Annotated in this window: 17 protein-coding genes and 6 pseudogenes; 8 read left to right on the top strand and 15 right to left on the bottom strand. The window is 55.4% G+C overall.

Going from position 1 to position 20,317, the window contains the following annotated elements:
• Window positions 1-271: 271 nt before the first annotated feature.
• The gene (locus HQ912_RS11730; protein ID WP_173406799.1) at window positions 272-874 is read left to right on the top strand and encodes a TetR/AcrR family transcriptional regulator; all 603 of its coding nucleotides are present in this window, start codon (window positions 272-274) and stop codon (window positions 872-874) included.
• A gap of 38 nt (window positions 875-912) precedes the next feature.
• Here the strand turns inward: HQ912_RS11730 and HQ912_RS27770 are convergent, their stop codons facing one another.
• From HQ912_RS27770 to HQ912_RS11745, 4 genes and pseudogenes are all read right to left on the bottom strand, one after another.
• A complete protein-coding gene (locus HQ912_RS27770; protein ID WP_240539555.1) occupies window positions 913-1,023 on the bottom strand; it encodes an IS3 family transposase in 111 nt (36 codons plus the stop codon).
• Window positions 1,024-1,035: 12 nt separating this feature from the next.
• Entirely contained in the window at window positions 1,036-1,926 is an 891-nt protein-coding gene (locus tag HQ912_RS11735) for an IS3 family transposase (RefSeq protein ID WP_240539556.1), read from the bottom strand.
• Window positions 1,893-2,072 (bottom strand): annotated as a pseudogene (locus tag HQ912_RS27775) (transposase); the annotation flags it as partial. The gene HQ912_RS11735 and the pseudogene HQ912_RS27775, both read right to left, overlap by 34 nt.
• Window positions 2,073-2,342: 270 nt before the next feature.
• Window positions 2,343-2,909, bottom strand: coding sequence for a MoaF C-terminal domain-containing protein (locus HQ912_RS11745; protein ID WP_173406800.1), 567 nt, complete (start codon window positions 2,907-2,909; stop codon window positions 2,343-2,345).
• Between the two features lie 136 nt (window positions 2,910-3,045).
• Between HQ912_RS11745 and HQ912_RS27780 the strand changes: the two genes are divergently transcribed.
• Window positions 3,046-3,222, top strand: a complete 177-nt coding sequence (locus tag HQ912_RS27780) for a hypothetical protein (protein ID WP_240539557.1) — start codon at window positions 3,046-3,048, stop codon at window positions 3,220-3,222.
• A gap of 81 nt (window positions 3,223-3,303) precedes the next feature.
• Here the strand turns inward: HQ912_RS27780 and HQ912_RS27785 are convergent, their stop codons facing one another.
• Window positions 3,304-3,489 (bottom strand): hypothetical protein, encoded by a 186-nt coding sequence (locus HQ912_RS27785; RefSeq protein ID WP_260990076.1) that lies wholly within the window; start codon window positions 3,487-3,489, stop codon window positions 3,304-3,306.
• A 290-nt stretch (window positions 3,490-3,779) separates the two neighbouring features.
• Here HQ912_RS27785 and tnpC point away from each other — a divergent pair.
• Window positions 3,780-5,178, top strand: a pseudogene (gene tnpC, locus HQ912_RS11755) (IS66 family transposase); the annotation flags it as partial.
• Between the two features lie 278 nt (window positions 5,179-5,456).
• Here tnpC and HQ912_RS27790 read toward each other — a convergent pair.
• Entirely contained in the window at window positions 5,457-5,669 is a 213-nt protein-coding gene (locus HQ912_RS27790) for a glutathione S-transferase N-terminal domain-containing protein (protein ID WP_313959890.1), read from the bottom strand.
• Between the two features lie 123 nt (window positions 5,670-5,792).
• Window positions 5,793-6,545, bottom strand: coding sequence for an SDR family oxidoreductase (locus HQ912_RS11765; RefSeq protein ID WP_173406801.1), 753 nt, complete (start codon window positions 6,543-6,545; stop codon window positions 5,793-5,795).
• 145 nt (window positions 6,546-6,690) lie between these two features.
• Between HQ912_RS11765 and HQ912_RS11770 the strand changes: the two genes are divergently transcribed.
• Window positions 6,691-7,602, top strand: coding sequence for a LysR family transcriptional regulator (locus HQ912_RS11770; protein WP_222129875.1), 912 nt, complete (start codon window positions 6,691-6,693; stop codon window positions 7,600-7,602).
• Window positions 7,603-8,029: 427 nt separating this feature from the next.
• Here HQ912_RS11770 and HQ912_RS11775 read toward each other — a convergent pair whose 3' ends face one another.
• Both HQ912_RS11775 and HQ912_RS11780 read right to left on the bottom strand, forming a co-directional pair.
• On the bottom strand, window positions 8,030-8,272 hold the full coding sequence (locus HQ912_RS11775) for a thioredoxin family protein (RefSeq protein WP_173406802.1): 243 nt from the start codon (window positions 8,270-8,272) through the stop codon (window positions 8,030-8,032).
• 22 nt (window positions 8,273-8,294) lie between these two features.
• Window positions 8,295-9,428 (bottom strand): annotated as a pseudogene (locus HQ912_RS11780) (permease); the annotation flags it as partial.
• 240 nt (window positions 9,429-9,668) lie between these two features.
• Between HQ912_RS11780 and HQ912_RS11785 the strand changes: the two are divergent.
• The 3 genes and pseudogenes from HQ912_RS11785 to HQ912_RS11795 form a co-directional block, all read left to right on the top strand.
• A pseudogene (locus HQ912_RS11785) lies at window positions 9,669-9,957 on the top strand (DUF421 domain-containing protein); the annotation flags it as partial.
• Window positions 9,958-9,959: 2 nt separating this feature from the next.
• Window positions 9,960-10,322: pseudogene (locus HQ912_RS11790) on the top strand (hypothetical protein); the annotation flags it as partial.
• Between the two features lie 37 nt (window positions 10,323-10,359).
• On the top strand, window positions 10,360-10,716 hold the full coding sequence (locus HQ912_RS11795; RefSeq protein ID WP_047227876.1) for a hypothetical protein: 357 nt from the start codon (window positions 10,360-10,362) through the stop codon (window positions 10,714-10,716).
• Between the two features lie 188 nt (window positions 10,717-10,904).
• On the opposite strand, the gene HQ912_RS11800 is transcribed toward HQ912_RS11795, so the two are convergent.
• The 6 genes and pseudogenes from HQ912_RS11800 to HQ912_RS11825 all read right to left on the bottom strand — a co-directional run.
• The gene (locus tag HQ912_RS11800; protein WP_047227877.1) at window positions 10,905-12,926 is read right to left on the bottom strand and encodes a nitric oxide reductase activation protein NorD; all 2,022 of its coding nucleotides are present in this window, start codon (window positions 12,924-12,926) and stop codon (window positions 10,905-10,907) included.
• The gene (locus tag HQ912_RS11805) at window positions 12,927-13,742 is read right to left on the bottom strand and encodes a CbbQ/NirQ/NorQ/GpvN family protein (protein WP_107322691.1); all 816 of its coding nucleotides are present in this window, start codon (window positions 13,740-13,742) and stop codon (window positions 12,927-12,929) included. It lies immediately after the preceding gene.
• Between the two features lie 14 nt (window positions 13,743-13,756).
• A complete protein-coding gene (locus tag HQ912_RS11810; protein WP_013692871.1) occupies window positions 13,757-15,124 on the bottom strand; it encodes a cbb3-type cytochrome c oxidase subunit I in 1,368 nt (455 codons plus the stop codon).
• A 15-nt stretch (window positions 15,125-15,139) separates the two neighbouring features.
• Window positions 15,140-15,997: a c-type cytochrome gene (locus HQ912_RS11815; protein ID WP_047227879.1), complete on the bottom strand. Its 858-nt coding sequence runs from the start codon at window positions 15,995-15,997 to the stop codon at window positions 15,140-15,142.
• A 668-nt stretch (window positions 15,998-16,665) separates the two neighbouring features.
• Window positions 16,666-17,016, bottom strand: a complete 351-nt coding sequence (locus HQ912_RS11820) for a hypothetical protein (RefSeq protein ID WP_034114485.1) — start codon at window positions 17,014-17,016, stop codon at window positions 16,666-16,668.
• A 364-nt stretch (window positions 17,017-17,380) separates the two neighbouring features.
• Window positions 17,381-17,530: pseudogene (locus HQ912_RS11825) on the bottom strand (DUF488 family protein); the annotation flags it as partial.
• Window positions 17,531-18,159: 629 nt separating this feature from the next.
• On the opposite strand from HQ912_RS11825, the gene nosR reads away from it, so the two are divergent.
• Window positions 18,160-20,280, top strand: a complete 2,121-nt coding sequence (gene nosR, locus HQ912_RS11830) for a transcriptional regulator NosR (RefSeq protein ID WP_260990078.1) — start codon at window positions 18,160-18,162, stop codon at window positions 20,278-20,280.
• Window positions 20,281-20,317: the final 37 nt, after the last annotated feature.

A 20,317-nucleotide genomic window follows, 5' to 3' on the forward strand; every position in this document is an offset into this window, starting at 1 on the left:
CGAACAACTGTTGATGCCACTCGGCGAGCGCGAGGAGAGAGTTTAGGGAGGTTGCCTGCTCGCGCACGTGTACTCCACCCTTGCCTGCGTGAGATGTAGGAAGGCACTTTCTGCGAGATGCTTCTTCGAAGCCATGAATGTTTTTGGCTCTCATAAGTGACTTCCAGCTTGGGTCTAGGCAGGCTTTGATGATAGATTCTGCACCGAGTGCAAATAAATATATTGCACTCGGTGCATTTTTGCAAGGCCTAGATATGCGGAGAGCGTTGCCATGGAACCCGAGTTGAAACACAGAGATGGCGTTCGAGAAAAGAAACGCCGCGAGATGTACCGTCGTATCACCGACGTAGGTCTGACACTGTTCGCAGAGCATGGCTACGAGGCCACGACACTCGATGCGATTGCAGAAGCGTCGGGCATTGCACGTCGTACCTTCTTTCATTATTTCCGCTCTAAAGAAGAAATAATCTTGGCTTGGCAAAAGGCGCTGCCTGACGAGCTATATGCCGAAATATTGAAGCGGGGTGTAGATGCATCCCCAATCGCCACGACCCAAGCGGCTTTAATTGAGCTGGCAGCGAATATGCATCCGGATGTCGCGGTATTGATCGGTAGGATCGTCCAGTCCACTGAACAGCTTCAATCGGGTAATCAGACCAAATTTCTGCGAATGGAGCACGCCGCCTACGGAGCATTATGCGAGCTTTGGCCGGATGCTGCGAGACGGGTTGGGCTACATCTGGCAGCAATGGTTGGTGTCGGGTCTATGCGCCTTGCGATCGATGCTTGGGTTGCCGAAGGATGTCAGAGGCCCCTTAGAGAGTATCTCGAGGCGAACTTCAATTGCCTGAAAACTGAAGTAGGTGCTTGCTAGATGGCATTGGACTGCCCCCCCGTAGACATTTTCCAGCCTCAAAGTGAGGCATTTTCGAAGGACTCAGGACTGACGCCGCCCAGGTGACTGTGACGACGCGTTCGGTTATAAAATGCTTCAATAAAATCGAATACGTCGGCACGGGCCATGTCATGGGTATCTTAGATCCTCTTGCGTATGCGTTCTTTTTTCAGGCTGCTAAAAAAAGACTCCGCCACGGCATTGTCCCAGCAGTTTCCTCGGCGGCTCATACTCGGCTCTAGGTGGTTGGCCAAACAAAAACGTTTCCAGTCATCGCTGCCATATTGGCTCCCCTGATCCGAATGCACGATGACTCTGGCTCTGGGTTTACGGCGCAATACCGCAATGAGCAGTGCGTCCAGCGCCAGCTCCTTGCCCAGCGTTGGCTTCATTGACCAGCCAACCACCTTGCGAGCGTAGAGATCCAGTACGACGGCCAGATATAACCATCCCTGCCACGTTCGGATGTAAGTGATATCAGTCACCCACACCTTACTAGGGGCATCGACAGTGAAGGCCCGGTTGAGTCGATTGGCGGCAATGATCGATGGCCTCCCTTTGATTGCGCGCGGGGCTTTATAGCCTCTGAGCGTCTTGATTTTATTGGTGCGCATCAATGCCGCAACACGGTGCTTGCCGCAACTTTCTCCAGCCTCGCGCAAGTCAGCAAACTCCCTCCGTGCGCCATGCACACCTCGACTGGCTGCATAGGAGTCGTGGATCAGCCCTAACAGCCGACCATTCTCATTTTCTCGATCAGAAACAGGCTTGTGTAGCCATCGATAGAACCCGGCACGAGCAACTTGCAAAACCCGACACAGCGTAGTGATTGCGTATTGGAGTCGATGCTCGTTCATAAAGCGGTATTTCACTCGGGTTCCCTGGCGAAGTACCGCGCTGCTTTTTTTAATATGTCGCGTTCTTCTTCCAAGCGTCGCATTTGGGCTCGCAGTCGCAAAATTTTGCTTTTGGCTTCGAGCAGCTTGCTGGCCTGTTTCTCGGTTTTGTCGGGCGTTACGGCTTTGACCCATTTGTAGAGGCTGTGGGTCGAAACGCCGAGGTGCTCGGCTGTTTCCGCAACGGAGCATCCGCGTTCAAAGACTTGCCTGACGGCTTCTGCCTTGAATTCCAGCGTGAATCGTTGGGTGCTCATAAACTTCCTCCTATGCTCAAGCATAGGCTGGAGATGTCCACGATGCCGGTGGCAGTCCAGTTTAAGGCAAAGAAGTGTTTACATAACCCGAGGCGATTCAGACTGAGCGATGGCCACCACCAGTATTCCTGCCGCAACCAGGCGAAGCGCCAAGAAGGTGTTACGGTGCTTCATCCACTGCATGGTCTGTTGGCGCGGCTGAATGACGTGTCGGTTGAGCACGGATAGCCACCTGTGCGAGGGGGGCTCCCTCGTACAGGTTCAAGTGGGCATTTGTGCCTGGAAGTCGTACATTCAAAATGAAGCAGGGTACGCCGTCTCGTTCAGTACCGTCGCCTTCGAACCAAAGGTGAGGTGGATCAGCTTTTCAGGCTTTGGGTCCCAGCAAAAGAAGCGTCCGACGGAACGCATTTGCGCAAGGTCCACGACAATGACTGATTCCACCGGCATGACCGTTTCGGTCCAGAACAGCACGTAAAGGTCATCGGCAACGTCGAAATAAGCGCCACGCTCGACATCCGCCATGCCTTTTTCCGCACCGTTCACGCAGTGCCAGGCCATGGTTTGCGCGCCGAGATAGACGTGTTCATACCAATCGTCCGCGCTGTAGCGGTACAGTACGCGCTTACCTACCAGGCTGGATGCCTGGATAATGGGTGCCCCACCTTGCTTGCCATCGACCACGGCGGTCATGAAATCGGTACGGGTGCGTTTTTCATTCCCTCGATGGTAAAAGGCAGAGACTGCCGCCAACACGTCGCCAGTCTCGTATTTCCACACTAGGGTGGCCGACTCCTGGTGTTCGGGTTTCAGGAATTCGACGACAAAGATGCCGGGCCGTACCTCCACCGCTTCGAACAACGCAGCAGTCTCTTCCGGTTGCAGAAGACAAGAAGGATTTCGTCATCTCACTTCATACTGTTCATGACGGTTTTGGCGCCATAGGTCACCATTCTGCGCGGGCATTGCATGCGGCTCGCTGATTGGAAGTCGCGATTTGACCAAGGCACAGTTGACTGCAAAAGAGGCCGACGGGGCACAGGGCGTGCTCATTGACCCGACCGTAGACAACCTGGGTCTGAATGATCATCCGGTCAGTGGCGTGGCGCTGTTCTACATGGATCACGCCTTCGCCGGGCTGCGTTTCGCGCAACAGCGCAAGGTCTGCTCCTGAGCATTTCTTCTGGCGTTTTAGAAATGCGCCGCAAATCGCCCGTTACATTCACCAGCCTGACGCGTCGGCCATCGTCCTCGGTTATGAGTGGATGGTCGGCGCGACGATGGTGGCGACGCTGGACATTGCCGGGGCATTTGGCCGGGTGGACGAGCGTTGGTCGACGAGCAGGACGGTGGCGGGCCGACGGTGGCCAAGGATTTCGAACACCTGAACAAGATTCTGCCCGCTGCCCTTACACGGCGCGATGGCAAGTATGTCTGGCATGAAGGGGAGGATGCCAAGGTCAGCTTCCGTGCGGCGGACGGTGGAGGCTGGCCGCACTCAAATCGCATAAGGACTATGCTTGTTTTAGCTTTTGATAGCTGCTGAAAACAAATCCAGAATCAAGTCCTGTCCTGCTTCAGGTATAGACGAAACCCTTATACTTCAATGAGTCGGACACCAGATACGAGTCTCGTTTCCCGCTCAAAATATTGCGCTACAGAGGTAAGCGGATGGCGAATACACCTACCGAACTCCAGCATTAAGGGCGATGGTGTCCGCGTATTTTTGATCTGACCTACGAGATCGCACAGCTCAAGCGTTTGAAGTTTGCCAAGCGCAGTGAGCAGATGAGTCCTGAGCAGGCCAGCCTGCTCGATGACCTGACCGATACTGATATTGCGGCGATTGAGGCCGAGCTTCAGGCGTTGCAAATAGCACCAGCGGCGACCGAGAAAAAGCAAAAGCCCAAGCGCACGGCATTGCCGGCAGAATTCCCGCGCTCGTTGATCCATCACGAACCGGACAACACTCACTGCCCATGCGGCTGCGCACTGAAGCGCATCGGTGAAGATGTCAGCGATAAGCTGGACTACACGCCTGGACGTGTTCACCGTTGAGCGCCATGTTCGTGGCAGGTGGGTTTGCGATGAATGCGAACGCTAATCCAGGTGCCGGTACCTGCGCACCTCATCGACAAGGGCATCCCGACTGCCGGATTACTTGAGCACGTCATGATTGCGAAGTTCGCTGATCATCTTCCGCTTTACCGTCAGGAATCAATTTTCGGTCGAGCTGGCTTGGCGATTCCACGTTCGACGCTGGCCCAATGGGTTGGCATGACGGGCGAGCAGTTACAGCCCTTGGTCGATGCCTTGCGTGACGTAGTGATCGGGCAACAGGTCGTGCACGCAGATGAAACACCCGTGCAAATGCTCTCTCCGGGCTCGAAGACAACCACCGCTCTTATGTTTGGGCGTACGCCATCAGCCAGTTCTGCGAAACAGCCGCTGTCGTTTATGACCTCAGCCCCAGTCGTGCCGGTGAACATGCTCGTTACTTCCTGCAAGGCTGGAAAGGAAAGTTGGTTTGCGACGATTTTGCCGTTTATAAGGCCAGCATCGAACTCGGCGTGACCGAGATCGGCTGCATTGCCCACGCCCGGCGCAAGTTCTTCGAGTTGCACGCAACAAACAAGAGCCAGATCGCTGAGCAGGCGCTGCGCTACATCCAGTTGTTGTACGAAATCGAGAGCGAAGTGCGTGACCTGGAGCCCGATTTACGATGCCGGATACGGCAAGAAAAAGCCGCACCGGTGATGAATAGGTTGCATGCCTGGATAATTGCCCAGCGTGAACTTGTGCCCGAAGGTTAGGCCATCAGCAAAGCTCTCGATTACAGCCTCAAACGCTGGGCAGCGCTGTCGCGCTACCTCAATGACGGGCCGTACCCATTGATAATAATTGGGCGGAGAATCAGATCCGACCATGGGCTCTTGGCCGCAAGAACTGGCTCTTCGCCTGATCGCTACGCAGCGGAAAACGGGTTGCGGCGATCATTAGCTTGATCCAGTCGGCGCGGCTCAACAGGCATGACCCGTACGCCTATCTAAAGGATGTTCTCACGCGCCTGCCGACGCAGCAGGCCAGTGAGATTTCCGACTTGCTACCGCACAGATGGACGCGAGCGTAATAAAAAGCTTAACCGCTACGCGGCAAGCTCAACGTAGCTAGACTCCCCACCTCCAGTCGCGCCCGACAACCAACCCCATACGAACATCAGAGTGGTACGTCCTCCGTGATCAACGCCTACATTGCCACGAGACCAGCCAGCAAGAATCTCACACGGTGTTGCGCACGCAGCAGCGCATCCGCAGGATGCAATGCTGGCCCAGGCTGAACATCCTCAACATATTCACAGATTGCAACGCTTTCGAATAGAACGAACTCACGCCCGTTACCGTGTAAAACCTAGAGCAGCGGAACCTTGGCCGTTGGGGACATAGCGAGGAACCAGTCTGGCTTGTCGCGAAGATCAACATGGATTCGCTCGAAAGAAATCCCTTTTTCGTTCAAAACAATGGCGACACGCTGAACGAAAGGGCATAGAGGGTGGCTGACGAGTGTCAATTGCGTTTGTGGCATTGGAATGCTCCCTGTAAACATGAAGCCCACCCCACGCATGGCGGGGCGAGCGCATGGCGGTTGATTTACCCGTGTGTCTTCGAAAAATCCTGCCGAGGGTGATAGCTCAAAGACTGGCAGAAGAAGTCGGCATGAGAGTGCTCCTTCAGGTGCCGTCTGCAATCAGCCGTTCAGCGTGCGGCCGCCGTCAACGATAATTTCGGAGCCGACCGTCCATCGGGACTCGTCGGAAGCGAGGTACAGCACTGCTTTGGCCACTTCCTCCGGCGTACCGAAGCGGCCGAATGGAATGGTTGCGGCAATGTCCTTGTTGACCTGGTCGCGGTAGGCATCGGGGATGCCGAGCTTGTCGTACAGCGGCGTTTCAACCGGGCCAGGACTGACGGTGTTGACGCGAATCCCGCGTCCGAGCAGTTCGCTTGAAAGCGTCTTCGACATGTTCAGAAATGCAGCCTTGGTCGCGGCATATACCGACGAATTCGCCGCGCCGACGTGCGCGTTGATCGACGTATTGAGCACCACCGATGTGGGGTTCGCGAAGACAGGCAACAGCGCCTGGATCAGGAAATAGGGTCCCTTGACGTTGATGTCGAACGAGCGATCGAACATTTCTTCCGTCCACGCTTCGATCGGCGCCCAAACGGATACGCCAGCGTTGAGAAAGGCGATATCAAGCTGATCATAGTGAGCCTGGACGGCTTGCGCCAACTCCTTCTGAGCGGCCACGTTGGCTGAATCGGCACGCAGCACAAGAACCTCGTCGCCAAGTTCCGCCTTGGCCTTCGCTATGGAATCTGGATTGACGCCGGTGACGATAACGCGTGCGCCTTCGGCGAGGAACTGCTTGGCTGTTTCGAGGCCAATGCCACTGGTGCCGCCGGTGATGAGAGTGCGTTTGCCTTGCAAGCGGGACATAAAAGTTCTCCTGTAGATAATCTAATGATCAACCAGCGCTGGCTGACCTGCTGCGAGGAGAACTATGTACTCATGCTTGAAAATCCTTAAGATGGCATTTTTGTATATGATTCATGCTTCAAATACATGAGTGAGTGACTGAACTTTGGACCGGTTTCTTGTGATGACGTGCTTCGCGCGTGCGGTGGAGACGGGTAGCTTCTCTGCTGCCGGTCGCGACTTGGGCTTGGGGCAGCCGAATGTCAGCCGCTACGTGGCGGCACTGGAGGAGCATCTACAAACTCGACTGCTGCACCGGTCAACGCGCAAGCTTGCCCTCACTCCAGAGGGGGAACGCTACTATGCGGAAGTCCGGCGCATCCTTGACGCCGTGGAGGAATCAGAATCGTCCTTCAGGGAGAACGTCGATCCGTCTGGCGTGTTGCGCGTCGCCTGCCCGACCGCGCTGGCCCATGCATTCGTGTTGCCGCATGTTCCCGCCTTCCTGGAGCGCTATCCAGGGTTGATGCTGGATCTCCAGATCAATGATCGATATGTAAGTCTGGTCGATGAGGGAGCTGAACTGGCGATTCGGATCGGCCATTTGGAAGACAGCGCACTGCGCGCGCGGCGCATCGGTCTGTTCGAGCGCGTGTTCGTAGCCAGCAAGGGCTATCTCGCTAAACGCGGCGTCCCCGTCACGCCCAATGATCTACGCGGCCACGATTGCGTGATCTACACCCTGCTGTCGTCAGGTGCCACATGGCGCTTCCGGGATACCGAAGTTCCGGTATCCGGCAGGCTCCGGGTTAACTCCCCTGAGGCCGTACGCGGATCTGTAGATGCGGGACTAGGGATCGGACATGGGCCGGAATGGCTTTTCGAGGAAGGGCTCAAGAACGGCAATTTGCAATTGCTGCTGACGGGACACACTGCCCCTCCGGTCCCGGTTCAAATCGTCTATGTTGCAAACAGACTGCTTCCGACGCGGGCCGTCGTATTCATGGATTTTATCGCAGAAGTGTTTTCAAAGGTTCCTGCACTCAACGCCCGCCATGAGTTGCCTCTTGTACGATAAGGCTATTATGAGGGAGTGCTTGAAAGGGATCGGCGCCGATTGGCAAACCAGTAAGCCATGGCGTCGCACGGCGGGCGATGCGCGCCTTCTGGACGACAATGACAGTCCGAAGATTTCATTGCGCATGAACACCCGTGAATTGGCACAAGCGCTATACAGAATAAAGTCGTTGCTGCTCTGTTAGTCATTCAATACGCGGACAGCATCGCCCTTAATGCTAGAGTTAGGAAGGTGTGTTCCCAGAACGCTTACGCTATGAGTGCAACTTCTTGGTCCTGACCTTGAATAAGTTGACCCACATCACACCTCCGGGCCTGAGGGGCACAAAAAGTTGGCCGATGAGCAGCCCCCACGGGCCCCTAACCCAAAGCCGTCATCTGCACAGTGGAAGTGTTGAGGTCGTTCGGCTGTTTTGGCTTTGACAGTATCATTGCGCAGTCGAAATCCAGCCTTGGATATCCGCAACAGTCGGAATCTTCCCGCTGCTTACAACCTTCTCATTGATCACCAGAGCCGGCGTGGCGAGGATGTCATACGTTACCATCTTGCCCATGTCGGTGATCTTTTCGAATTCGGCTTGAATATTTAGATTCAGCGTGGCTTGACGGGCTACAGCCTCAAGCTTCTTGCAGTTGGCGCACCCTGAACCGAGAATTTTGATATTCAGCATTGAAAGCTCCTTGGTGTGTAAGTCAGCTTGCTGTTTGTTTACGTTGATAACGGATCAACTGGTAAATTGCACCGATTATGGCCAGTGAGGTCGCCATTCCTGCACCAAGGGTAAGCCAGCCGGTGCCATCGACCCAGGCACCATAGAGCAGGCCTGCCACGATGCTGAACGAAGCGACTAAGCCAACGTAGGCTGCTGTCTTCTTCCGACCAATCACAGCCGCCACCATGAGCATGCTCTGCAAGCTAAGTTCAGGATCCGCCATCAGATAGGCCAAGAGCGGGCCAGGATGCATACCTAGATCAAGGAACATGCGGGCGACGGGCACTTCTACCAAGGTTGGGAAGTACATGAACACGCCGAACCCTACTGCTATTGCATTGGCGGGTACTGTGTTGCTGCCTGCAAGGCTTTCAATCCACTCGGGTTGAATAACCTGGCGAACCATGCCGACGATGAATACACCCACCACCAGTACAACAAATATCTGCTTGACGAAGCGCCAGGCTTCCCACAGCCAGCCTTGCCAGTCTTCGGCTGGCATTTTTTGGGCAAAGTACCAAACAGACAGTATGGTCAATGCGACACCGAATACACGCCCCGTGAAGGTAAAGGATAATGTCCTGGGTTCTGGCGTCAGTCGCATCGAAGCGATCAGCAAGGTACTAGCGGTCAGACTCAACACAACCCATGTCCAGCTATTGGCACCTTCGGTGATGTTATCCAGGCCACGCTTGGCCGTGGCGGCAATCATCAGGAGTAGGGCGATGAGTACAGCCCCTTGAAAGCTGACGCCTTCCTCTCCTTTGCTGGCGTCGTATGGAACCCAGTCAAACAAGGTGTCCTGCCACGCCTGGGCCCAGAAAAGCGGGACGTTGAAACTGATCAGATCTGCGGTCAGGGGCCACAATCTCAAGGTGCCCGCAATCAGCAGGGCCACTAAAGATAGTAATACGCCCAGTGCAGGCCCGGAGACACTGGCCTTCTCTGCGAACAGGGCATCCGCCTGCGCGTCGTGGGTGAGGTCGTCTTTCCAGAATAGGGTTGCCATCAGCAAGCCAATACCGACGCCGAAGATCAGGCAGAGAATCAAACGAGCGATTGCAAACTCCGCTCCCAGAATGCTGCCGGTATAGGCCAGGGCCATGATGTTTCCCGCGGGAGCAAAAAATTGACTGCCCCGTCGACTGACAGCTAGGCGCTCAGGTTCAGATGTAGAGGGGACTGACTTTCGCTGTTCATGGCCAGTTAAACCTTTGAGCCAGGTCGCTGGTCAGGTGCAGTTGCACTTCTAGGGCGTCATGCAGGAGTCGGACGATTTCGATCACGTCGTCGTTTGCCACACGATAGAACACGATATGGCGTGGGCTCTTGACCGTCCCACACCATTTACCTGATGTTGATGATTCTGTTCAGATCGTCGGCAGGCGCTCCACGGCGGAACTCACTACCTTCGACCTAGTGTTATTGATGGTGATCCGCGAGGCCGCTCAGCAGGCGTTGCTGGGCGATGATTTTTCTTTGGCCAACGCCGTCTTGGTCATTGTCACGTTGACGCCATCGACATTGGTTTCTCATTGGTCAAACAGCGCTCACGCTGGTTTTTCCGTGTGCTGGATGGCGGGCCGACGATCGTGGTCGAAGACGGCAGAGTACTCGCTGAGCGCCTCAAGTATTCGCGGCTGGCAACGAAGTCGGACTGCGCATTGCCGCACTCGAACCGGAATGCTACACCGGGGCAGGGTTCGCCATAAGCCACGCCAGCACCTTACGATGCGCGAAGTGAGCAGTCATAGTCTGCTATTGTTGATTTCCGATGGCAAACCTAATGATATCGATCAGTATAAGGGTCGTTATGGTGTAGAAGACATGCGCCAGGCAGTCACCGAAGCTGATTTGCAAAGCGTCTATTCTTTCTGTTTGACTATCGACAGGCAGGCAGCAAACTATCCGCCTGCGGTATTTGGCGCGTCAATACGCTTTATTGCCCAGACCCGAGTTGTTGCCCGGCGTGTTGCTGAAGTGGATCGAAAGGCTGGTGATGGCTTGAGCTTCCACAATTCGCCTTCTCTTTGGAGAATCCTTTTATGCCTAAAGACAAGACCCCATCGTCGGTTGTTGCACAACAACTTCAGATGACGCTTTCGAGATGGGACGCTGAAGACACATCAAAAGCTTTTCCCACCCAAGGCACTCATGAGCTTCCCGAATTATCAAATACCGAGTTGGTTCACCTTCGTGTTCGTGTGATTGCTCTGGAAAATCTGGTTATCGCGTTGCTCGCCCAAGGGACGGATCAACAGCTTACGGTCGCCCGGGAAATGGCTGACTACATTAGGCCTAGACCGGGTTTTACCCAGCACCCTTTGACGATTCATGCCGCATCCCAAATGGTCAACAGCGTCGACCGTGCAGTGAGATTTCGAAAGTTGTCGGAAATATGAGCACTGAGCGGCCTGGCCTGTGCGACAAAGCTTGCTCTGCATTCAAAGATTAGGTTTAGAAGTTATTGTGTGCGTCACCAATGGAATCAGGAAAGGCGCAGTCATGATGTCATCTCCCCACTGACGGGAAACTCAGTCATGAGCCGAAAACCGCCTGCCATGAAAAAACCTTGGCGGGCGTCTCTCGTTCACGCTGATACCAGTCGTTTGATCCAGTCCAGCAGCACACTAGGCAGCAACTCGGGTCTGTGCAGTAAGGCATATTGCCGCGAGCCGAATACCGCTGGCAGGTAATTCGCCGCCTGGCGATCGATAGTCAAACAGAAGGGATAGATACCTTGGAGCTTGGCTTCGGTTACGGCCTGACGCATGTCTTCTACACCATAACGACCCTCATACTGATCGATATCATTAGGTTTGCCGTCGGAGAGCAGCAATAAGAGACGGTGCGTGGCAGCTTCGCGCATCAGCAACGTGCTGGCGTGGCGTATAGCTGCGCCGGCCCGGGTGTAGCGTTCCGGTTCGAGAGCCGCTATGCGCTGACCGACTTCAAGGCTGTAACGCTCATCGAAGGTTTTCAGAGTTCGGATCGTGACCCGCTGCGGCCCTTCGCCGGAAAACGCCAGCACACTATAGGGCTCGCCCAGGCTCTCTAGCGCCAGGCAGACCAGCAGCAACGCTTCGCGCTCGACATCAATGACCCGACGATGGCAGGACAGCCAACTGTCGGTGGAGCCGCTGACGTCGATCAGCAACATGATCGCCATGTTGCGACGGCCACGACGCTGGGTCAGATACACCGCTTGCGGCATGCTCAGGCCAGCGCGGGCCTCGGCGCAAGCGTCGATATAGGCTTCCAGATCGATTTCGTCGCCGTCCCATTGTTTGCGTAGCCTGACGCGTTGGGCCCGCAGACTTTCGAATTGCCGACGGATGGCATCCAGCACCGGACGATGAGCATCAAGGGTTCGCTCGACCCATTGCTGCGGGCCTTCCCGAACAGGACACAGTTGCAGGGTCGCCCCCGGATCACGGTACACCTGGTGGTGATAATCCCACTCGGGATAGCTGATTGTGTGGGTTGCGAGATCCTTTGCGCGGTGCTGAAAACGGGTCCGTGGCGGGTCGAGGGACAGCAGCACTTCTTTCGGGCGACCTGCCGTCACCACCAGCCGGGCTTCGTTGAGTTCGGACAATGACTCAGCGAAATCAGCCGCAGGGGTATCGGTATCTCGGTCGGTCGGGCGCTGCATGCCCATGGGGTCTTCGGCTTTTTCCAGCGGTTCGGCGGGTTGCACCATCCATAGGCCTTGTTCCTGATCGTCGTCCTCATCGGCACAGGCCTCGCGCGCCGTGGGCTGACGTGTGAGGCGGGCACTGCGTGGCAGGGCATCGTCGGTGGCGACTTCACCGGGCGGGGGCGACACTTCCTGACCGGCCGACGGTTCGCGCAGGTCGCCGGTCCAGGCATCAAGGAGAAGCCTGTCTGCGCCGAGCCCGTGAGATTCTTCGCAGAGGAGGAGACGTTGCGCGAGTGCTTCTGACAGTTGCAGCGAATCGGCGGTGTGGGTGGGGGTCGCCAACTCTTCCAGAGGCGCGCCGCATTCATTGTTCAGCAGTAAACGCAGGAAGTTTTCCAGGGGGTGTCGCTGGCTGGGAAAGGTGTGAAGCGGCGGGCGGGTCGCCAGGGCATGCTGGCGCAAGTCATGGATCGAGGGCGCCAATCCCGGCAGCAGGCGTATCAAATCCGCATCAGCCGCCCAAGCTTCGAGAAGTAGATAGACGCTGCGCTGCATCGGGTTGTCGAGGGCTGACAGGGCGTTTGCACTGCCTCGTTGGGCGCGCATCGCTTGTTGCAAGGCCAGGGCTCTATAACGCTTCAGGGTGGGCGGATTCTCGCTGCTTCCCAAATCCTGCGGTAGCCATATAGTCACGCCATCGGTCGCTGGGACAGCGCTTTGCTGACACGGCTTTTCGTGACGCACAAAAAGTTTCTTCAACAACGTAGGGGGCGAGGGCGGTTGCGCGACGCGCAGCGAATAGTGGGTGTTGAACACTGCCTTGATCAGCAAGTCGAGGTGTTGTGCGACATCCCCAAGGGTGACGATTTTTTCAGTTTCCGAGGGGGGGCGGTGACGACGCCACAACGCCTGTGCATACACCGTCGCGTGGCGTGCAACATCGGTAATGAGGTCCTCGGCTTCGGCCATTTAGATAAATGTCAGGTCGACAAGGTCGCGCATGGCAGCGACCAGTACCGCGTCGTCGGACAGCGGCGAGATCAACGCGACCCGACAGGCGATGGGCGCAGCAATGCCGCTGGTAATCAGTCGCGCAGTGGCAATCAACAGACGGGTACTGGGGACTTCCGCCAGGCCCCGGTCCTGCAGGGCGCGTAGTCGCTGGGCGAGGGTGACCAGCGCGTGGGCGATGGCGTAGTCGGTTCCACCTTCATGGATGACAATGGCGATTTCGCGCTCGGCCGGCGGGAAATCGAAATCCAGCGCCACAAAGCGCTGTCGAGTGCTCGGCTTCAAATCCTTGAGTATTCGTTGGTAGCCGGGGTTGTAGGACACCACCAATTGAAAGTGTGGCGAGGCTTCAACGATTTCGCCGATTTTGTCCAGGGGTAGAATGCGTCGGTGGTCGGTCAGCGGGTGCAGGACGACAATGGTGTCTTGCCGCGCTTCGACCACCTCATCCAGGTAACAGATAGCGCCTTCGCGCACCGCCCGGGTCAGCGGGCCTTCCGTCCAGTGGGTACCTTGGTGGCCGATCAGGAAGCGCCCGACCAGGTCGCTGGCACTCAAGTCGTCATGGCAGGAAATAGTGATCAGCGGGCGCTTGAGACGCCAGGCCATGTGTTCGACAAAACGGGTCTTGCCACACCCGGTGGGCCCTTTGAGCATGACAGCCAGCTGCTGTGCATGGCATTGATCGAAGATCGCCACCTCGTCGCCGCTGGGCTGGTAATAGGGTTCACCTTGCTGCGGCGCGGATTCTGCGGCCGACAGGTTCTGCTGCATTCGCGAACAATCCATTACAACGCTGCGCCCGACGCACGAGGCACCAGAACCGGATCTGCTTCATCGACATTGAATTGCGGCGCATGCCGGAAAAAATCGAAGATAAACAGCCCGACACCCAGGCTGAACATCGACGCCGTCGCCACCAGCATCAGGAAATGCACCTGAATCTTCAACTGCACATCCAGATAGCCCATGCCGAGAATGCGTTCCAGGTACACCTGAGCAATTCCCGCAGTGGCAAATGACAGGGTCATGCCGAACATCCCTCCCAACTGCAGCCAAAATGCCCAATAACCGATACTGCTTTCTTCCACGGGACGACGGGTCATGCCTGGAAGTGCGTAGGTGATCATCGCCAGGACTATCATGGCATAGGCCCCATAGAAGGCCGCATGGCCGTGCATTGCGGTAATCAGGGTGCCATGGGTCCATTTGTTGACGTCGGGGAAGGTATGAGCCAGACCGAGGAGGCCAGCGCCAAACATGGTGAACAGGGCGCTGCCCATGGTCCAGTGCAAGGCCAGTTTGTTGGGATGAGAGAGGCCGGAGCGGCGCATTGCGTTGTAGGCGTAGATCGCCATACCGACCAGCGCCATGGGCTCAAGTGCACTGAAGAAACCGCCCAATGGAAGCCAGTAATGGGGGACACCGATCCAATAATAATGGTGGGCGGTGCCGAGGATGCCGGCAATGAACACCAGGCCGACAATCACGTACAGCCACTTTTCCATGACCTCGCGATCAGCACCGGACAGTCTGATCAGCAGATAGGCCAGGAAGCCGCCCTGGATCATTTCCCAGACACCTTCGACCCACAGGTGAATCGTCCACCAGCGGTAGTAGATCGACACCACGTAGTTTTCATAGTGCAGCAGCGCCGGCAGATAAAGCACGGCTGCACTGGCCAGCCCCAACAAAAGAACGCCTTCGGTGGCAGTGAAGCGCCCGGCTTTCTTGATGGTCATGCCGATGTTGTAGAGAAACATCAGCATGCAGATCACGATCACGATCTTGTGCGGTAGCGGTTGCTCGAGCAATTTGTTCCCGGTGCCATAACCGAACAGATAGCCCAGTACGGCGGTGACGCCCATGGCCGTCCACAACCCGAGCTGGATATACGCCAGTTTGGTGCTGTGCAACTCGCCACGGGACTCGTCCGGCACCATCCAGTAGGTTGCCCCCATGAACCCGGTCAGCACCCAGACGATCAACAGATTGGTGTGTATCGCCTTGGTGACATCAAAGGGCAACACGTCCAGCAGGGGATCTGGTCCGAGGTATTTGGCCGCCGAGAGCAAGCCGAATACCAGTTGCAGACCGAATAGCGCCATGGCGACGGCGAAGTACCAGTAAGCGACGGATTGAGATCTGTAACGCATGGTCATCCCCTTTGATTACTGGAACGACGCCAGATAGGCGACCAGTTGATCGATCTGTGCGGGTGTTAGCGATTTGGCGAAGGTGTCCGGCATGAAAGACATACCATTGGCGGAATACATGTCGCCCGGATGCAGGTAGGCGCTTGGCGTGACGATGGACTCGCGGATGAAGCCTTCGACGTCCTTGGCCTTGCCCTTGTAGTCAGGCGAGGCAATGACCTGTTTGGCCCGAGCAGCCAACCCGGCCAGTGTCGGTCCGGCGAGATTGACCCCCGGTGCAATCGAATGACAAGCGCTGCACACCGGTGTGGCAGTGGTTCGAAACAGCGCCTCGCCCAAGGCGATAGGGTCTTCCTTGCCGGACACCGGGCGTGCGGCTGGTGGCTGGTTGCCACTGGCGACGTTCTGTTGCGCAACGGTGAGGTCCATGCCGGGAATCGACGTGCCGGTGACCAGAATCGGCCGCGGTGGCCAGCCTTGATTGTCGACCTTGCTCACCCAATCCATAAAGGCGATCAACGCCGCGATTTCTTCGTCGTTGAGTTCTAGGTTCGGCATCAACCGGCGATGACGTTGCTCGTCATAAAATTTTGAGGGGTCTTTGAGGAACGCGGTGAGATATGGGGTGCCGCGCTGCTGGGTGATTTTCGTAAGGTCCGGAGCGTAATACGCGCCTTCACCAAACAACGTATGGCAATTGATGCAATTGTATTCATGCCATACATCCTTGCCGCGAGTGACTTCTGGCGTGATCTGTTGAGCGTTGGTCAATTTTGGAAACTGCCGGTGACTATCAACCGTCATGCCAAGAAACACAACGGCGGCGATGGCCGTGGATATCAGCGCGAACGAGCGTGTCTGGCGTTTGTTCATTGCGAACTCCCTAGACGCCGATACCCGTCCAATAGGTGATGCCGATAACGCTGGCATAAACGACCGCGCTGGCCATCAGCACGAGCACGGCATAGCTGACTATCTTCAAAGCTTTTTGCACGGCTGCATCCCGAGTAGAAAGTGCAGTTGGAAAGTTCTTGGAAAAGCGCTCTGCCGGTTGGGTACTATTAACGATACCAAGCGCTGCATATTTGAGTGTGGTGGTTCAAGTTGTGAGAATGAATGATCTTGAGGATAGTAGGCTTTGCATGACTGTCAAGAAATTCTATAAAATTTTAACCAGTCTAGTGACGGATACATAGAAGAAATTGAAATAATCAGGTGAAGCAAATGATCAGCATATCTCTATTGAGGGCGGAGGCGCATGGCATTCAGTCATGATCAACCGTAAGCTCGATGGCGTCATGATATTTTGAGATCGGTATTTCGTCTCTTTTCATGATCCTGGATTCAAATTTCCGATCTAGATAGAGTCGATCGAGTAATCAAGGGCGGCGCAGCTCGAAACAATCCGAACGGTGGGAATCCATTTAGGAATAGGATCAAACATCGAATCGTTAATGATAAATATCAAAAACGACTTAAAAAGGCCCGCAAGCGGGCCTAAAAAGGGGGGGCTATTAGTCGCATGAAACTGTTCCGGCTTCTTACTCCTCAACTGCCACCAGTCGCGCACCTTTACGCGTGACCTGCTGCCCGACTTCAAATCTGGCATTGGGTGAGCGCACTGTACTAGTCTCACCTTGTGTGTTTTTTACTTGATAAGCGGTTTCAGATTTACCAATCCCTGTTTGTACCGCACTGCCTGCGAAAAAACCGCCAGCTGCGCCGACTAATGCACCAATCGGCCCCCCTACCGCGCCAACCATCATTCCGGTCAAAGCGCCGAAACCCTTGCCGGCAGTTGTGTCGGGGACTTCACGGATTATCTGGTCTGCCAGGCATAGCGGAGACAGCAGAGTACACAGGGTAAAACTGAGCGCGATTGAACGAGTCATTACATTATCCCTTTGGAGTTTGCGTTAAGTTCAATACTCAATACACAAAACGGGCCAATAATTTTATTCAACAATATCAATTAGTTAAGTAATTGAATGGTCATTACGACTAATCCGGAAAGGGTCATAATGACAAAACGATAGTCAATATGACTTCTCGACTGGTGACTCATTCGGCGGCAGCTTACGGGACAGACGGTGAAGCGCCGCTAATAGACAATCCACCTCCTGAGAATGCGCGACGCATCGGCGCGGGCAACAAGGGAGCAGCAGTAGATCTGCAATCATGGCGGCTACCGAGATTCCAGAGTTGTCGGGTGCCGAATTAGTCTGCCTTCAAATCCGAGCTCTTGTCTTGGAAAAGCTAGTAATCAAAGAGAGGGTAGTCCGCTACGATTCTGCGATGACAACGCCACCAGACGGCCTCCCACATAGGATCGCATCGCTGGTCCTGACTGAGTTCTTGCAAACGCAAAAAAGCCTGTTCAAATTCTTCGGACGATGCATGGTCGCCATAGTTATGAAAACGTTATCTGATCCAGAGTCCATTAGTGTGGGCGCGATTCGGATATGTAAGTTGCTGCAACTTGAATATTGGTTCGGTCCAACAATACCAAAAGTGCTAACTATGACAATTAACATCGACTCCGTTTACTGTCTCTTGGAAGGCTTAGGCGTAGGGTTAAACGCTTCACCATCGATTGATGGTCCGTCGCCTGAAATTATATTTGCAGGGGGGCGGAAATTTCGGTCATAGTCAATAAATAATCTATTCAAATCTGTATTTTAGACGAAGGGCGATAAAATCAGGCATGAATGCCCGTCAGGAGAGGTTTTCGTGCCATGAGGAAAAATATATCGACCTGTTGGGAGATGCCTATTTGTCTACTGGATAATCTTTTAAATAAATATTGAACCACTGCTGCTGATAATTGGTTTGACCCGTTTATAGAATATGATTGCTATTTTCGTGAGTAAGGAGGAGTGTTGATCCCATAATTTCAGTTAAGAGGCGATTGAGCATAATCGTTACTCGACGGGTGTTTTTTTCAGAGGTCGATCGCTCAGCGAACCCATGCGTGCTTCCAAACTCCCAATGCCCGGTGTCCCGCGATCATTTCACTATGGGCTGATCATTTTGTTGTGCCTAGTGTTCGATGGTTTTTTCGGATTACAGGCGAAGGACATGGCGGGCTCGAGCAGCAGCGTGTAGAAACCATATTTCCCGGTAGCGATGGACTTTCCGAGCCTGACGGCGAGTTCAAGGTTCGCACCATCCGCACCGGCAAAGATGTGCTCGGTTACGTGTTCCAGAGTCAGAACGTGGTGGATATTCCGGCTTACTCGGGCAAACCGATCAACATGCAGGTCATCCTCGATACCCACGGCGTCATCCAGGATGCCTACGTGCTGGAGCACCATGAGCCGATTCTGCTGATCGGCATTCCCGTGGAAAAGCTTCATGCCTTAGATGCCAAATACAAAGGGGTCAAGGCCGACCGAAGGGTGGTCGTTGGCCGGTCCAGTGATCTTGAGGCGGTGACCGTTGATGGGATTTCCGGCGCCACGGTGACCGTCATGGTGGTCAATGAGATCATCATGCGCGCCGCGCAAAAGGTCGCCGTATCGCTGAAGCTGATCGAGGACAGGGCCGGCGCAGCACAAAAGCCCGCCACTGTGCGCCAGGACTTTTACGAACCCGCCACCTGGGAGCAATTGACCGGTAACGGCGCGGTGCGCCGGTTGAACCTGACCCGTGGCCAGGTTGATGCCGCCTTCAAGGGTACCGAAGCCGAAGGTATCGACAACGCCGCCGCCGATCAAGTCGATGACACCTTTATCGAGCTGTACACCGCCGATTTGAACCCGCCAGCCATCGGTCGCAACCTGTTAGGCGACAATCAATACCGTTTCCTCATGCAGGATCTAAAGCCGGGCGAGCAGGCCATCGCGGTGTTGGGGCGCGGCCTTTTCTCCTACAAGGGCTCGGGTTATGTGCGCGGCGGAATTTTCGATCGGGTGCAATTGCGCCAGTTCGGAAATGTCATCAGTTTCCGCGACGTGGACCACCAGCGGCTCTCCGACGTGTTTGCCAAGGGCATGCCGGAATTCGATGAAATGTCGATTTTCATTGTGCGTGAAGCGGCCCGGTTCGATCCGGGATCGCCCTGGTCGCTGGAATTGCTGGTACGTCGTCAAACAGGCGCAGTCAGCGGCGTGTTCAGTAGCTTCGAGCTGCCTTACCAGATGCCCGAGCAATACCTCCTGCGGCCACCGCCCACTGCCGAAGAACTGGCCGCCATCGAGGTTGCCAACCGGCCGACCTGGGTGAATATCTGGTACCAGAAAGCGTTTCAGATCGGGGTACTGTGCACCGCTCTTGCCGTGTTGATGGTGATTTTGTTCCTGCAGGACACCTTTACCAAATACCCACGCTTCCTCCACTGGCTGCGTCGGGTATATCTGGTTTTCACCGTTGTGTTCATCGGCTGGTATGCCCTTGGGCAGATTTCGGTGGTCAACGTGCTGACGTTCGTCCATGCCCTGTTCGAGAACTTCCGCTGGGAACTGTTTCTCACGGACCCGATCATTTTCATCCTCTGGACCTTCACCGCCGCCAGCATCCTGCTCTGGGGCCGTGGTGTGTTCTGCGGCTGGCTGTGCCCGTTCGGTGCCTTGCAGGAGTTGATCAACGAAGCCGCGCGCAAGCTGAAGATTCCGCAATACGAGTTGCCGTTCGCGGTCCATGAGCGGTTGTGGGCGATCAAGTACATCATCCTGCTGCTGCTGTTCGGCATCTCCTTGGAGTCGATGACTGCTGCCGAGCAATTTGCCGAGGTGGAACCGTTCAAGACCGCCATCACCCTTAAATTCGATCGCCAATGGTGGTTCGTGGCCTACGCGGTGGCGTTGCTGGTGATCAATATCTTTACCCGCAAGGTCTACTGCCGCTACGTCTGCCCCTTGGGCGCGGCGCTGGCGATTCCGACCAAGCTGCGGCTGTTCGACTGGCTAAAACGCCGCAAAGAGTGCGGTACCCCTTGCCAGCTCTGCGCCAAGGAATGCGAAATCCAGGCAATCCACCCGGACGGCCATATCAACGCCAACGAGTGCCACTACTGCCTCGATTGCCAGATGACCTATCACAACGAAAACAAATGCCCGCCACTGGTCATCAAGAACAAGCGCAAAACGCGGAGCAAACCTGCGCCAGTGCTGGATCGCGAAGAATTGATTCCTGTTGTGCAAGTGTTCGAGCCCTGAGCCACCTCGCTGCAAACGAGGTATCAAGACTCGATTG

Source organism: Pseudomonas sp. MPDS, from assembly GCF_013283895.1.
In the GTDB taxonomy this organism is placed as follows: domain Bacteria; phylum Pseudomonadota; class Gammaproteobacteria; order Pseudomonadales; family Pseudomonadaceae; genus Aquipseudomonas; species Aquipseudomonas rhizophila.

Coding starts and splice junctions, on each gene's coding strand:
- HQ912_RS11820 (WP_034114485.1), bottom strand. CDS start 17,016: ATGACTCGTTCAATCGCGCTCAGTTTTACCCTGTGTACTCTGCTGTCT.
- HQ912_RS11800 (WP_047227877.1), bottom strand. CDS start 12,926: ATGGCCGAAGCCGAGGACCTCATTACCGATGTTGCACGCCACGCGACG.
- HQ912_RS11775 (WP_173406802.1), bottom strand. CDS start 8,272: ATGCTGAATATCAAAATTCTCGGTTCAGGGTGCGCCAACTGCAAGAAG.
- HQ912_RS27790 (WP_313959890.1), bottom strand. CDS start 5,669: ATGCGTGGGGTGGGCTTCATGTTTACAGGGAGCATTCCAATGCCACAA.
- HQ912_RS11795 (WP_047227876.1), top strand. CDS start 10,360: ATGCCTAAAGACAAGACCCCATCGTCGGTTGTTGCACAACAACTTCAG.
- HQ912_RS11765 (WP_173406801.1), bottom strand. CDS start 6,545: ATGTCCCGCTTGCAAGGCAAACGCACTCTCATCACCGGCGGCACCAGT.
- HQ912_RS11730 (WP_173406799.1), top strand. CDS start 272: ATGGAACCCGAGTTGAAACACAGAGATGGCGTTCGAGAAAAGAAACGC.
- HQ912_RS27785 (WP_260990076.1), bottom strand. CDS start 3,489: ATGCCAGACATACTTGCCATCGCGCCGTGTAAGGGCAGCGGGCAGAAT.
- HQ912_RS11735 (WP_240539556.1), bottom strand. CDS start 1,926: ATGGGTCAAAGCCGTAACGCCCGACAAAACCGAGAAACAGGCCAGCAA.
- HQ912_RS11810 (WP_013692871.1), bottom strand. CDS start 15,124: ATGCGTTACAGATCTCAATCCGTCGCTTACTGGTACTTCGCCGTCGCC.
- HQ912_RS27770 (WP_240539555.1), bottom strand. CDS start 1,023: ATGGCCCGTGCCGACGTATTCGATTTTATTGAAGCATTTTATAACCGA.
- HQ912_RS11815 (WP_047227879.1), bottom strand. CDS start 15,997: ATGAACAAACGCCAGACACGCTCGTTCGCGCTGATATCCACGGCCATC.
- HQ912_RS11805 (WP_107322691.1), bottom strand. CDS start 13,742: ATGCAGCAGAACCTGTCGGCCGCAGAATCCGCGCCGCAGCAAGGTGAA.